General features: G+C 38.1%; 10 protein-coding genes. All 10 read left to right on the forward strand.

Going from position 1 to position 14,443, the window contains the following annotated elements:
• Positions 1-97: 97 nt before the first annotated feature.
• The 10 genes from EZ428_RS21595 (at position 98) to EZ428_RS21640 (ending at position 14,438) form a co-directional block, all read left to right on the forward strand.
• Complete coding sequence (locus EZ428_RS21595; RefSeq protein WP_131555420.1) at positions 98-874, forward strand: hypothetical protein; 777 nt, start codon at positions 98-100, stop codon at positions 872-874.
• Between the two features lie 6 nt (positions 875-880).
• Positions 881-1,837 carry a hypothetical protein gene (locus EZ428_RS21600; RefSeq protein ID WP_131555421.1) on the forward strand — a complete coding sequence of 319 codons (957 nt, stop codon included), beginning with the start codon at positions 881-883 and terminating at the stop codon, positions 1,835-1,837.
• Positions 1,838-1,863: 26 nt separating this feature from the next.
• On the forward strand, positions 1,864-2,646 hold the full coding sequence (locus EZ428_RS21605) for a tail fiber protein (protein WP_131555422.1): 783 nt from the start codon (positions 1,864-1,866) through the stop codon (positions 2,644-2,646).
• Positions 2,646-4,259, forward strand: coding sequence for a hypothetical protein (locus EZ428_RS24265; RefSeq protein WP_225871116.1), 1,614 nt, complete (start codon positions 2,646-2,648; stop codon positions 4,257-4,259). The genes EZ428_RS21605 and EZ428_RS24265 overlap by 1 nt, the downstream gene beginning before the upstream one ends.
• A gap of 882 nt (positions 4,260-5,141) precedes the next feature.
• Positions 5,142-8,411: a SusC/RagA family TonB-linked outer membrane protein gene (locus EZ428_RS21615; RefSeq protein WP_131555423.1), complete on the forward strand. Its 3,270-nt coding sequence runs from the start codon at positions 5,142-5,144 to the stop codon at positions 8,409-8,411.
• Between the two features lie 11 nt (positions 8,412-8,422).
• Entirely contained in the window at positions 8,423-10,357 is a 1,935-nt protein-coding gene (locus tag EZ428_RS21620; protein ID WP_131555424.1) for a RagB/SusD family nutrient uptake outer membrane protein, read from the forward strand.
• Positions 10,358-10,492: 135 nt separating this feature from the next.
• Positions 10,493-10,834: a HopJ type III effector protein gene (locus tag EZ428_RS21625; protein ID WP_131555425.1), complete on the forward strand. Its 342-nt coding sequence runs from the start codon at positions 10,493-10,495 to the stop codon at positions 10,832-10,834.
• A gap of 205 nt (positions 10,835-11,039) precedes the next feature.
• Positions 11,040-12,287, forward strand: coding sequence for an efflux RND transporter periplasmic adaptor subunit (locus EZ428_RS21630; protein WP_131555426.1), 1,248 nt, complete (start codon positions 11,040-11,042; stop codon positions 12,285-12,287).
• 1 nt (position 12,288) lies between these two features.
• Positions 12,289-13,746 carry a TolC family protein gene (locus EZ428_RS21635; protein WP_131555427.1) on the forward strand — a complete coding sequence of 486 codons (1,458 nt, stop codon included), beginning with the start codon at positions 12,289-12,291 and terminating at the stop codon, positions 13,744-13,746.
• A 26-nt stretch (positions 13,747-13,772) separates the two neighbouring features.
• Positions 13,773-14,438, forward strand: a complete 666-nt coding sequence (locus tag EZ428_RS21640) for an ABC transporter ATP-binding protein (protein ID WP_131555428.1) — start codon at positions 13,773-13,775, stop codon at positions 14,436-14,438.
• Positions 14,439-14,443 lie beyond the last annotated feature (5 nt).

Raw genomic sequence — 14,443 nt, forward strand, 5'->3', positions numbered from 1 at the left:
ATTTCCTCTTGCTTATTAACAAACGCCTTTCTAATTAGAGGAAAAAAAAATGTGCTATCCGAATATTTTATAAAAAAGAAATTAACCACCTCAAAAAATGAAAAAAAATCTCTTAATGCTGTTTTGCGTATTACTGTCACATCACTTCTGTGTGGCACAAATAAATGTTTTTCCGGATACGGGTAAAGTTGGTATAGGGACAGCTACTCCAAGAGGTCGACTTGAGGTAAATGATTGGATTCCGTCGTTAGTTATAAGTGGAAGAAAGCACTCGGAGGCAATGGTAGATAATGAGGTTATCGGAAAGATCGATTTTTATAAACACTATGGATTGGCTTATGCAGCAGCTATCAAATTGGTGCACGCCGGAGGTACATCCCAGTATGCTCAAGCACACTTGACCTTCTATACATCTAGTGACCAAAATCCATATACCTCCATTCCACTAGAAAGAATGAGAATTACCTCAACTGGCGAAGTTGCGATAGGTTCAATTGATCCTAAAGGATATAAGCTTGCGGTAAATGGAAATATAAGAGCAAAGGAAATCAGGGTAGAACCCAACCCAGCCACTTGGCCAGACTATGTTTTTGAGGCCGATTACAGGGTTGGAACCTTGGAAGAATTGGAACGTTATGTAAAGATCAATAAACACTTGCCAGAAATGCCAACGGCCAAAGAAGTAGGAACTAATGGTGTAGAGTTGGGAGAGATGAACAGATTGCTATTGAAAAAGGTAGAGGAGTTAACTTTATTGCTCATTCAAAAAGACAAGGAGCTTAGTGTAGAAAAAGAAACGAACAAGAATCAAACTCAAATGATTAATGCACTTGATGTAAGAGTTAATAACATTTATAAAAAGTTAAACAACTAGTCTAATATGAAATACTTTTTCATTGCAATCACTTTGTTTTTTGCAAATGCTCTATATGCACAAAACTATCCAAATCTTTTAAATTATAATTTAAATAGTACACATACGCACGGAATAAAGATCAAGACAAACCTACCCTTTACCCCTGGTAGCCAAATGCCAACCATAAAGATTGAAGGCTATAATTTTGGTACTGGTGATGTCATTTCCTTGAACATTGTCTATTACATTTATTCTGGCGGTACAGATTATAATAACCCTTCAAATTATTATTTATACGATTCTAAGGTTTCCTCTTTGGGAAGTTATACGCCTAAGGTGCTTATCTCTAACGAAAATGGCAAGGTGGTTATTTATTTAGATGATAAAGTTTATCACCAGCGGTTTACGGTGAGTGCTTTTGCACAAGGTATGCAAGAGGTTCCTGCTTGGTTTCAGGGTTGGACAGTTGTTGATGAACCATTGACAGGCACTCAAACTACTGAACTCGCTTATAAGAACAGGTTTAAGGGAGACGTGTATATGCCAGAAAGTGGAATCTGGAATACACTAGGTAATGTAGGTATTGGTACAACCAACCCCACAGAGAAGCTTTCAGTTAACGGTAAAATCAGAGCCAAGGAAATCAAGATAGAACCCAACCCAGCCACTTGGCCAGACTATGTTTTTGAGGCCGATTATAAGGTTGGAACCTTGGAAGAATTGGAACGTTATATCACGACCCACAAACATTTACCGGAAATACCTTCGGCTAAAGAGGTTGAATCCAATGGTTTAGAGCTGGGAGAAATGAATAGGTTGTTGTTAAAGAAAGTAGAGGAACTCACTTTATACCTTATTCAAAAAGATAAGGAATTAGTAGAGACTAGAAAAGCAGTGGACAAAACAAGGGCAGATTTAAGTGAGAAATTAGCCTTACAAGAAGCAAGACTTCTTAAAATAGAAAACCTTATTAAGAAATAAATAATACGCTTAAAAAAACTATTGCCATGAAATTATATTTTTCTCTATTAGTAGGCATATTGATAAATACTACTGTTGTTGCACAACAGGCTGAACTCAATTTTACACATCAAAATATTAATTTTTCTGCAGCTCCACGTACTACCATAAATCCCATGTCCATAAAGCTATGGGATAATTATGGGAATGGAGGAGGTCCAACTACCTACGGAACAGTGCTTGAAATATATGGCTTATCTTCTCACCAAACCAGTCAATTGTACTTTGGTGGTTGGGATGATTCGAAAATTAGGTATAGGGAGGCATTTTATGCAGATAATGTATGGAACAGCTGGATTACATTACTTGATTCAAAAAACAACGTTGAATCTGCTGGTCGATTGATGGTAAGTGGATCAGGCAACCACTTTATTAATGGCGGTAATGTTGGGATAGGTACAGCAACACCGACTGAAAAACTTTCGGTTAATGGAAAAATAAGGGCAAAGGAAATAAAGGTTGAGCCGAACCCAGCCACTTGGCCAGACTATGTTTTTGAGGATGATTATAAGGTTGGAACGTTGGAAGAATTGGAACTTTATGTCAAGACGAATAAACATTTGCCTGAAATGCCTACGGCTAAAGAAGTAGCCATGAATGGTGTGGAGTTGGGAGAGCTGAATAGGTTGTTGTTAAAAAAGGTAGAAGAGTTGACACTTTATCTCATTAAAAATAATGAAACGGTAACTAAACAAAGTATACAGCTTAAAATTCAAGAAGAAAGAATTAACAAATTAGAGGAGGCTTTAAGATCAAATAATAAAAAATAATGATGAAAAAATTATATGTATTCATGCTCGTCATGGCAGGGTTTTACCAAAGCTCTTTAGCCCAAAACTTATTGGACATGCAAAATTGGAAAATAGGTTCAGGTGCAACTGGTGCATTTGCCTTAAACGGAACAACTGCAGAAAACCAACGCATTTGGGGTATTGGGCCATATGGAGAAAGGGCTGTTCTGTGGAGAGCTAAGCCAGATGGAGATGGCACTGCAGACGGTGGGTTTAATCATGATTACTTTGCAATTGACCACACCAGTACCTATAGGTTCATGATATGGTTAAAGAAAACCAATTCAAGTAATGGTGTAAGTTATCTGGGTACTAACAATGTTAATAACCTAGATGGTACGGCAAATGTAAATCCTTATTTTTGGAATGGTGATTTGCCCGAATTAAATAAATGGTATTTAGTTGTTGGTTATGTGCATGGTAGCGGAGATAATTCTACTACTAGCTATGGCGGCATATATGATAGTGTTTCTGGAAAAAAGGTAGCTGGTATTGTTGATTTTAAGTTTGATGCGAGCACTACCCATGCAAACCTAAGGTCATATCTTTATTATGATCCAGATGTAAACGACGAACAATATTTTTACGCACCAAAAGTAGAGAGGGTAAATGGAAATGAACAACCTATTTCTAGCATATTGAATGGAGAAAAGATTCAAACTGAAATAAGGAATGATGCTGGCCTAAAAGGCGATGCAGGTGCTAAATCAGGGTTTTTTGAAACCCCTAGTCCGGTAAATTATCCAAGTGCTGCAACTTCGTGGTGGCATTTATTGGATGTTAGGCATTCTAATACCACTAATAACTATGCCATGCAATTTTCGGGTAGCTTTTTTGACCAACAGTTGTATTTCCGCAAAACAAATGAGAATGCTGCGCAATCTTGGTCGAGGGTGCTATTAGAAACTAATGGAAATGTTGGGATAGGCACCGTTATTCCAAGGGCTTCTTTGGATGTGTCTTCTATACTTAATGGACAGAAATTAGGGACTGTTTTTGGAAGGCTTAATGAAGGTGACAATGAAGGTGATGGTACGTTTTTAGGGGTTAGAGGCTATAATACTACAAATGATTACAATGGGAAAAGTTTTGCTATTGAGCATAATTTTTATGGTCAAACAAACAGTTCAATAAATTTTTTTAGGGGTGGGTCAAGAACAGGTGGTTTTATAACTTTTTCAACTTTTAATAATGAAGAAAGAATGAGGATTTCTCCGAACGGAGACGTGGGCATCGGTACGACAGCCCCAACAGAAAAACTTTCCGTAAATGGTAAAATTCGTGCAAGGGAAATAAAGGTTGAACCCAACCCTGCCACTTGGCCAGATTATGTTTTTGAGACCGACTATAAAGTTGAAAACTTGGAAGAACTGGAACGTTATATCAAAACCAATAAACACCTGCCAGAAATGCCTACGGCAAAGGAAGTTGGGGCCAATGGCATAGAGTTGGGAGAAATGAATAGGTTGTTGTTAAAGAAAGTAGAAGAGTTAACACTCTTATTAATAGATCAGGGTAAAAAGAATGAGAAACAAGATGAAATGATTAATAAATTGGTAAAGGAATTAAATGACGTAAAAAAAATCAAATAAAAGTATTTAAGCTAAGCTCAAAAAAACCGGAACGATAATATAGGTTAGGAGGTAGAGGTTAGCGTTTAGAGGTTAGCATCCTGTACTATCAATCTCATTGCTGATTGTCATCCGATGACTATGGCACACCCTGAAAATCTCATCTGACGACTAAGGAGAGGTTAGAATGAAGGTTTAAGGGGGTTAGCGTTTAGGGTTTAGAGCCGACACAAGGCTTTCTTATGCACTCTTCTATATCGCTATAGTCTACTTCCTATTCCTATCCTTCTCCCCTTAGTTGTACCATAGTCTCTTAGAATAGGGTAGTAAGCAAGTATCATTGCCTAGCAATAGGATAGGGACTAAAGGAAGGGTAGATTTAAGTTAGACTTGAGTTAGGCTTGTTAATAGGAAAATTAAGGAGAATGAGACGTTTTGATCAACGCATTGCTGGTGTGCCAACTGCTAAACCAATATACGCAATTTTGTTGGATTTTTAATTAGGGTTTGTTGATTTTCTGAAGGGAAGCAATGTTTAATTGTTTAAACATATTTTTTATTCACAATTTATTAAGCCATCCCTTTCAAATGCTTAAAAAAGCCACATTAAGAATTTATCCCCTACATTATACAGAAATACCCCTCTTTTAAAAGCAAAAAATATGCTTTCTTTATATTACCAAAATATAAACTGAACAGCATGAGGTATAAATTTACCACAGACGACCCCTAGCATTAGCGCTATTTCATAGCTACGCTTTATCGATTGTTTTCTAACAAGATGGCTAAGGGGATAAACATTATAGACCACACCTTACATAGGTATAATGTTTCAAAATTCAATTAAGCCTAGTAAAACAATCCAGAAAATTAATTATTAACCAAATAATTTATCTTTTAACTATGCTCAACTATTACTTAATTTTTAAAAAACGGAAGGCAAAAGCTATACCTAGCTGCCTTGTTTTATTCTTTGCACTAATACTTGCAACATCGGTTACTGCTTTTGGACAGACCAAAACCATAACTGGGGTAATTACAGATGCAAAAACCGGAGAACCACTTGTAGGCGCTGCAGTAAAAGTAACCACTTCACAAGTGAGTACAAGTGCAGATGGAAACGGAAAGTTCACGCTTGTTGTTCCAACCAATGCCAGTGTTGTGATCACTTATATAGGTTATGATGCACAAACCATTGCCGTTGGAAACCAAACTCAATTAACCATTAAATTAGAACCTAATGCTACAGCACTTTCTCAAGTAGAGATAGTGGGGGTAGGTTATGGTACCATGCGTAAAAAAGATCTTACAGGGGCCATTACACAAATACGCCCAGATAAGATAGCAGACCAAAATCCAAACACCGTACAAGATATCCTTCGTGGTACGGCTGGGGTAAGTGTTGGTTTAGATGCTTCTGCAAAAGGCGGAGGTTCTATTCAAATTCGTGGTATTCGTTCTGTGTATAGTGCAGGCGGCCATAACGATCCATTACTTATTTTAGATGGTACCATATTTTACGGAGAATTGTCTGAGATTAATCCTGATGATATTGAACAGATGGATATCTTAAAAGATGCTTCAGCTTCGGCAGTTTATGGTGCTAAATCTGCAAATGGTGTAATTATCATTACCACCAAAAAGGGAAAAATTGGTAAACCTAAAATTAACTTTACCTCAAATGCTGGTTTTGTGACCAGTGCTGCAGATCGTGAAGTATTTGATGGGGCAGGTTATATCAAATATCGTGAAGATTGGTATACTGCGCCAACTTATGGTGTAAATACAACAACGGGTAAATATGAAGCATATCAGTCTACCTTTAAAACACAACCAGGTTATTACGCTTCAGCTGCAGATGCGGTTTCAAAATACGGTGCTACAGTTGCGCAATGGAGGGCATACACTACAAACACTACTGGTTCTTCAGATAATGAGATTTTTGGAAAACGTCTCTTATTGCAAAGTACGGTATTGAATAATTTCCTTGCTGGCCAAACATTCAATTGGTATGATCACTCTTTCCAAACTGGTACCAACCAAGATTATAACATTAGTGCTTCTGGTGCAACAGACAAGATGAATTACTATTTTTCTATGGGTTATCTATCTAATAAAGGTGTTGCCGTAGGGAATGAGTACAGTGCAATTCGTGGTAACTTAAAATTAGATGCCAATATCACCAAATGGTTGCAGGTAGGTGCAAATGTTAATTTCCAAGATAGAACTGATGGCGATTTGGCTGTAGATTGGAGCAGACAGATATTGAATAACTCTCCTTTTGCCAATTATAAAGATGCAAACGGAAATCTAGTAGTACACCCAATGGGCGATAACATGGTGAATAACTATGGCTATAACTATGATTTTAACCGTTTGTACCTTGACTTGGATAAGGGGTATACTGTGTTAAATACCATTTTAAATGCCAAAGTGAAATTGCCATTTGGTATTAATTATTCATTTAATGCATCTCCTCGTTACCAATATTTCCATGATCGTTATTGGGAATCTGCTAGCCATCCAGATTGGAAAGGCACAAACGGATTGGTAAATCGCGAACAAGCCAAACGCTTTGATTGGTCTATTAACAATACGTTGAACTGGGAGCGTACATTTGCAGAAAAACATCGTGTTGCCATTACCTTAGTACAGGAAGCAGAAAAAAGACAATACTGGCAAGATAGAATTGAAGCCCGTAACATATTACCAAGTGATGCCTTAGGTTTCCACGAAACGCTTTTTGGTGATAAACAATTGAGTAGGTTCGACTCTAATGATACCAAAGAAACAGCTGATGGTTTATTGGGTCGTTTGTTCTATTCTTATAATGATCGTTACATGTTAACTACTTCAGTACGTAGAGATGGTTATTCGGCATTTGGTGCATCAAACCCAAGGGCAACATTCTTCTCTGCTGCAGTTGCATGGACATTTACAAACGAAAGTTTCTTTAAATGGAAAGCCATGAGTACTGGTAAATTAAGGATGTCATGGGGGCAGAATGGAAACAGGCAATTGGGAGATCCGTATTTAGCATTAGCTAACCTTGGTTTAGGTGCTGGCGCTACTGCTGGTTACATTGATAATAGTGGTAACTTGATACAATACAGGTATTTATTAATGGATCGTTTAGCCAACCCTGCACTTACCTGGGAAAAAACAGAGGCTTTTAATGCTGGATTAGATTTTGGTTTCTTAGATAATCGCATCAGTGGTTCAATAGATTATTACATTACACCCACTATTGATATGATCATGACTAGGTCATTACCAGATTTTACTGGTTTCCCTTCTATCAATACCAACCTAGGAAAAGTAGAAAACAGAGGTTTTGAGCTTTCTATCAATTCGCAAAACATTAAACACAAGGACTTCTCTTGGAGTACTACTTTCCAGATTTCTAAATACAAAAACACCATTAAACACTTGTATTATGTATATGATAATATCATTGATGCCAATGGAAATGTAACGTCAACAAAAGAAAGAGATGATATTGGAAACGGATGGTTCATCGGACAGCCAATTGGAGCCATTTGGAATTACCGTGTAACAGGTATTTGGCAAGCTAATGAAGTTACTGAGGCTGCTAAATATGGCCAACGCCCAGGAGACCCTAAGGTGGCAAACAATTATACTGCAGATGATAATAATGGTGTGCCAGTTTATAATGACAAGGATAAGGAGTTTTTAGGTCAGACTAATCCACCAATCATGTGGTCGTTGCGTAATGATTTTAACTACAAAAACTTTAATTTCTCTTTTAACATGTATTCATACATGGGGCATAAAAGTTTAAATGGAGCTTATTTAAATCAGGATAACGGAACTTCATTAGTAACCAATTTAGCCAATACTTGGGAGAAAAACTATTGGACACTTGAGAACCCAACCAATGATTTTGCTCGTCTTGATGCAAGGGGGCCAGCGGGTGTATCTGCTCCAGGTATGCTTTACGACCGATCATTTATCCGTTTAGAGAATGTAACTTTAGGTTATACCTTGCCAAATAAACTAACTAGCAAATTGGGCATAGAAAAATTAAAAGTTTATAGCTCGGTACGTAATGTTGCAGTTTGGACTAAGGATAAAAACTGGGAATATTGGGATGTAGAAACAGGCGCTTTAGCACCTAGGATATACACTTTTGGATTAAACGTAAATTTTTAAGCAATAGAGCGATGAAAAAGAATCAAAATATAATAATCAAAAAAGTATCGATTGCACTTTTTATCTGTGCAGGTATTGCGTTAACTTTTTCTGGTTGTAAGAAAACATTTTTACAGCCTGAGCCATTATCATTCTTCGAACCGGGAGAAACCTTTACAACCAAGAGCGGTCTAGATGCAGCAGTAGCCATTGCCGATCGCCATTTACGTTCATATTGGACCTTTTCTGCGTATACAGATTTAAGTTTGCCCATTAGTACAGAATACATGTTTTCTGATATGGACGTGGCATCTAAAACGGATGATGGAAATATCTTTACCGATATGGCTACGCGTCTTACGCCAACAGATATGCCTGAAAGGGTTCCTTATTTTTGGGGAGAGACCTATAATGGGATCAAGTATGCAAATACCATCCTTACATTTATAGATGGTGTGCAGGGACTGGATGAGACTACCAAAAATCAATACAAAGGTAGAGCATTGTTTCACCGTTCATGGCGCTATATGGCACTTTGTTTTCAGTTTAAGGATGTGCCTTTTGTAACAAAGATTGTAAGTGTGCCTAAAGTAAATTATCGCAGTACAAAACGCGAAGCTATTTTGAAAAAAATAACTGAGGATATGGAGCAGGCTGTACAATGGGTGCCAGATCAAAAGGACATGACATTAAGAGGTTTGGTGAACAAGGGTGCTTGTAGGCAATTGTTAATTAAATGTTACTTGGCAACAGGGCAGTTTGACAAAGCCATCGCACAAGCAGATCTATTAATCAACAGCTCTGGGTATTCCTTAAACATGAATAACTTCGGTAACTTTTATAATCCTTATCCTAACACCTGGCCAATTACACGTAATGTGATTTGGGATTTGCATCGTCCAGAAAACAAATCTATCGCTGCAAATACTGAAGCTATTTTAATCATGCCAAACCGCAATGCTACAGATATGGGTATTAAAATGAACAGCATGCGTAATTGGGGGCCTTTTTTAGATAACATTGGTTTAGCCACACCAGATGCAAAACAAGCAATTCGTTATTTACCAGCTGCAAATGCTAGTTACCGTGCTAATTTAGATTATGTACATGCCATTGGTCGTGGTATTGCACACATTCGCCCAACTTATTTTGCCCAAAGATCACTTTGGTATGTAAATGGGGTTAATGATGCAGGAGATTTACGTCACAGTAATGCAGTGGGTAATTGGATTGAGATGGAGGATCTTAAATACAATGAACCAACCAGTACTTTCTTTGGACAAAACGTTCGCCTTAGAAATGCGACAGGTGGATTGTTATGTGCAGATACCATCCGTCAGTATTTTGCTTGGCCACACTATAAATATTATATAGAAGATCCAATTGAGTCATTAAACCCAAATGAGGTTAACCATAGAGGTGGTGCAGGCGATTTATATTTATATCGTTTAGCCGAGACTTATTTATTACGTGCTGAAGCCAAGTTTTACAAGGGCGATATTGCTGGGGCAACAGCTGATGTAAACAAAATTAGGGAGCGTGCTAAATGTACTCAAATGTATACTACAGTAACCATTGGTGATATCATGAATGAACGTGCCCGCGAATTGAACAAAGAAGAATGGCGCTTTACAGAGTTAAGTCGTGTTTCTTATGCTCTTGCATTGAGCGGTAAATCTGATGAATGGGGCAATACCTACACGGTAGATAATTTAGCCACAAATAGCTATTGGTACCAACGTATTCAGCATTATAGCGATTTCTACAACAAAGGGAAAGTTCAGGTTAGAGGTCGTTCTTATACCATGGCTCCTCATAATATCAATTGGCCAATCCCAAATGGGTCAATCCAATCTAATGGTGGTGCACAGCTTTGGCAAAACCAGGGTTATACGGGCTATAACCCAAGTATAAAAAGATGGGACACTTGGCAAGAAGCTGTAGCGGATGAAGATATAACTAATTAAAAACATAAGCTTCCTTAAAATAACAATTAAAAGGTAATCGGTCCTCGAGTAAGGACTGGTTACCTTTTTTTATGGGATTTCAATCTTTAATACGCCTAGGTATTTGTAGTTTTAGCTTTTAAAAAAAAAACATAAATGAGATCTCAATTAAGCACTTTACTTACCGATTTAAAAACAAACTCAATAACCTTTAATCAAGTTATTGCATTTATAGAAACCTATTACCAACATCAACCCACTGCATTTAAAAATGGTGATGCCTATAATGAAGCAACACAGAATCAAGGTAGTGCAAAGGTGTTTGCTTTTGCGCAACTGCATGAGTTAAGCGAAACAGATACGCTTTTTTTATTTGCAGAACATTATCAAGCTGTACTGGCCAGTCCAGAGGGTGCCGATCATCAAAATATTAGGCAGTTCATGGCCAATGGATGGGAAGGGATTTTGTTTGATGGGGATGCTTTGGTGGTGAAGTAGTGGAGAGGGAGCAAAGAGCAAGGAACAAGGAGCAAAGACCAAGGAACAAAGAATTCCCTAAAAAATATTCATACCAATTTTGCCCGATATAAAACAAGATGTTCGATATCGGGCATTTTTATGTTTTAACTTTTATGTAACTGTCTGATTTTTAGTAATTAAATGTTGGCATCGCTCTTGTAAAAGCTGATGTAAATATATTTAAATGGACAAGCTCATAGCAGATGAAGTTGCTGCAAAAAAGAAGAAGAAAACTTATCTCCTGATTTTCATGATACTGGTTATACTAGCCAGTAGTATTTGGTTAATCAGGAATTATTTTAAAGCATCACTAACTACTGCCGACGTTACAACAGCCAAGGTTGAAACCGGAATAATTGAAAATACAATTAATGCCACAGGTGAAGTGTTACCTGAATTTGAAGAGGTTTTAACTAGCCCAATTAGTGCCTCTATAAAAGAGGTTTTGTTAGATGCAGGCAAAAAAGTAACAAAAGGTCAGTCTATCTTAACGCTCGATAAATCTTTAAGTGAAACAGAATACGGAAAGCTCCAGTTTCAAATGGAATCAAAGGAGAATGAAATCCGTAAACTGAAACTCGACCTCGAAAAGAGTTTTTTTGATATCAAATCTAACAATAGTATTAAACAATTGCGCATCAGCAATTTTAAGGATGCGGTTTCATCTGCCAAGAGATTGTTAAAAGCTGGTGGCGGAACAAAGGAAGATGTAGAACGTGCCGAACTCGACTTAAAAGTAGCGGAACTAGAGAAACTACAGTTAGAGAACGAGATCAAAAGCAAACAACAAACCATGAAGATCGAGATCAGGGAAGCGGAGATCGCATTGGCTATACAACGCAACGACCTTGATGCCTTAAAGCGGAAGTTAGATTTGGCGAATGTAACTGCCACCCGGTCTGGTGTGGTAACCTGGGTTAACAAAAACATAGGCTCAAGTGTACACGAAGGAGATGCTTTGGTTCGCATAGCAGATTTAAGTGGATTTAAGGTAGCAGGTAGCATGTCTGATAACTTACTCGACAAAATTCATAACAATATGGCGGCTATCATCCGCGTAGGCGATACCCAATTGCGGGGTAGCATTGTTAACATTTCTCCAGCGGTAAGCAATAGCATTGTCTCATTTGACATTCAATTGAACCAAAAAGACAGTAAAGAGCTTAGACCAAACCAAAAGGTAGATGTTTTTTTGGTGACTGACACAAGAAACGGGGTGTTAAGGGTAGCCAACGGACCAGCATTTAATGGTTCCAATCTTCAAGAAGTTTTCGTCTTAAAAAATGGAAAAGCAGAACGCAGAACAATTAAAACAGGCTTAAGCAATTTCGATTTCATAGAGATTAGGAGTGGGTTAAAACTGGGCGAAGAAGTGATAACCTCAGATATGGCCGAGTATAAGAACATGCAAACAATAACCATAAATAACTAAGATGATGCTGCCAAAAATATTATTCACTAAGCTCTTGTTATTGGCAACCTTTGGTGCATTTGCTAGCGCAGACACCATTAGGTTAACCTTACCACAAGTAGTAGAAATGGCGAAATCTAATTCCATTTCGGCTAAACAGGCTATTACGGTTAAGGAAACAAAATACTGGGAATGGAGAACTTTTAAATCTAATTATCAACCTCAATTGGCTTTGGAAGGAATTTTACCAGGCTATACCAAAACATACACGCAAGTACAACAACCTAATGGTACCATACTTTTCCAGCCTATTCACTATGATAACTCTTCGTTAACCTTAAATTTTACTCAAAGTATTGCCGCAACTGGCGGAACAGTTTACGGTACCACACAGTTACAACGTTTTGATGATTTTGATAGGAAAAGCGTGCTTTATAACGGTATTCCATATGGGATTGGTTATACTCAGCCTTTGCTAAAATTTAATAGTTTAAAGTGGGACAAAAAAATAGAGCCCTTAAAGTTTAACGAAAGCAAGCAGGTTTTTATAGAAACCCAAGAAAAGATCGCCATCACGGTTACGGAATACTTCTTCGATCTCTTGTTGGCACAAGTGAACCTAGATATTGCCGAAATCAATAATGCCAATACCAAGCGCATTTTAACGATAGCAGATACAAAATTTGAACTCGGTAAAATCTCTAAGAATGAAATTCTGCAGTTGCAGCTAGAAGTGCTGAACTCGCAAAAAGCAGTAGGCACGGCAAAAAGAGATGTAGAAATTGCTACGTTAAACCTGCGCAGTTATGCAGGCATTGAAGGCGACGACAGAATTAAACTAGATGTACCTGCAATTGTAGCGCAAATGTCGGTTGCTGCAGACAAAGTATTGGCAGAAGCTTTTGAAAACCGGTCAGATGCTATTGCTTTCATCAGGCGTCTGGCCGAAGCAAAAAGAGAGGTGGCCAGGGCAAAGGGAGAGAATGGCTTAACCGCCACTTTGAGGGCTAACCTAGGTTTTTCAAATGCAGGTACAAGTGCTTTTGATATTTATCGCTCGCCAAAAAATCAACAATCGGTAGAGTTGCAACTTTCTATTCCTATAATGGATTGGGGCAGGTCTAAATCAAGAACCAAAACCGCAGAGGCCAATGAACAATTCATTACCTACTCGGTAGAGCAAGATAAACAAACCTTTAAGCAGCAAATTATAACACAGGTAACCCTCTTTAACATGATGAAAGAGCAAATTGGTTTAACCGATCAGGCAGAGAAAATTGCAGCCGAAAAGTATAAGATAGCAGGTGAGCGATATGTTTTGGGAAACTTGAGCATTACCGATCTCAGTATCGCCTTCCAAGAAAATGACAGGGCTAAAAGAGATTATATCTCCTCACTGCGTGATTTTTGGGCAGCCTATTACCAGCTCCGCTACCTTTCTCTGTACGACTTCGAAAAAAACAAAAAAATAACCTATTAACCAATCCTAATTATTAATTATACGATATGATACAATTACAAAGTATTGAAAAAGTTTACAGAACCGATACGGTTGAAACCCTAGCCATTAATGGGGTTAATCTTTCTATTGCCAAGGGCGAGTTTCTTTCTATCATGGGCCCGTCTGGCTGCGGAAAAAGCACCTTGCTTAATATCATTGGTTTGTTAGACGAGCCGTCTAAGGGAAACATCAAGATAGATGATCAAGACCTTAGCCGTTTCTCCGATCAGCAATTGGCCAAGTTCAGGAACCAAAAACTTGGTTTTATCTTTCAGAGCTATCACTTGATTAACGATTTACGCGTATTAGACAATGTAGAATTGCCCTTGTTGTATCGTAACTCATCGGCCAAAGAGCGCAAAATGTTGGCTACGGCTGCATTGGAGAAGGTAGGCTTAAGTAATCGCTTAAAACATTTTCCTACGCAGTTATCTGGCGGTCAGCGCCAACGTGTGGCCATTGCGAGGGCAATAGTGGGTAACCCACAGATTATTTTGGCAGATGAGCCTACGGGAAACTTAGATAGCGCCATGGGAAATGAGATCATGGATATCTTAATCAACCTAAATAAAAACGAAGGTACCACCATCGTGATGGTTACCCACGATGAAAGTATGGCGCATCGTACCCACAGATTGGTACGCCTGTTTGATGGTTCACAAGTTCAATAAAGTAA

This window comes from Pedobacter frigiditerrae, assembly GCF_004331645.1.
Lineage (GTDB): Bacteria > Bacteroidota > Bacteroidia > Sphingobacteriales > Sphingobacteriaceae > Pedobacter > Pedobacter frigiditerrae.

Bases quoted from the DNA above. Each gene is read 5' to 3' on its own strand.
- EZ428_RS21600 (WP_131555421.1), top strand. From the start codon at position 881: ATGAAATACTTTTTCATTGCAATCACTTTGTTTTTTGCAAATGCTCTA.
- EZ428_RS21635 (WP_131555427.1), top strand. From the start codon at position 12,289: ATGATGCTGCCAAAAATATTATTCACTAAGCTCTTGTTATTGGCAACC.
- EZ428_RS21605 (WP_131555422.1), top strand. From the start codon at position 1,864: ATGAAATTATATTTTTCTCTATTAGTAGGCATATTGATAAATACTACT.
- EZ428_RS21615 (WP_131555423.1), top strand. From the start codon at position 5,142: ATGCTCAACTATTACTTAATTTTTAAAAAACGGAAGGCAAAAGCTATA.
- EZ428_RS21640 (WP_131555428.1), top strand. From the start codon at position 13,773: ATGATACAATTACAAAGTATTGAAAAAGTTTACAGAACCGATACGGTT.
- EZ428_RS21620 (WP_131555424.1), top strand. From the start codon at position 8,423: ATGAAAAAGAATCAAAATATAATAATCAAAAAAGTATCGATTGCACTT.
- EZ428_RS21630 (WP_131555426.1), top strand. From the start codon at position 11,040: ATGGACAAGCTCATAGCAGATGAAGTTGCTGCAAAAAAGAAGAAGAAA.
- EZ428_RS24265 (WP_225871116.1), top strand. From the start codon at position 2,646: ATGATGAAAAAATTATATGTATTCATGCTCGTCATGGCAGGGTTTTAC.
- EZ428_RS21595 (WP_131555420.1), top strand. From the start codon at position 98: ATGAAAAAAAATCTCTTAATGCTGTTTTGCGTATTACTGTCACATCAC.
- EZ428_RS21625 (WP_131555425.1), top strand. From the start codon at position 10,493: ATGAGATCTCAATTAAGCACTTTACTTACCGATTTAAAAACAAACTCA.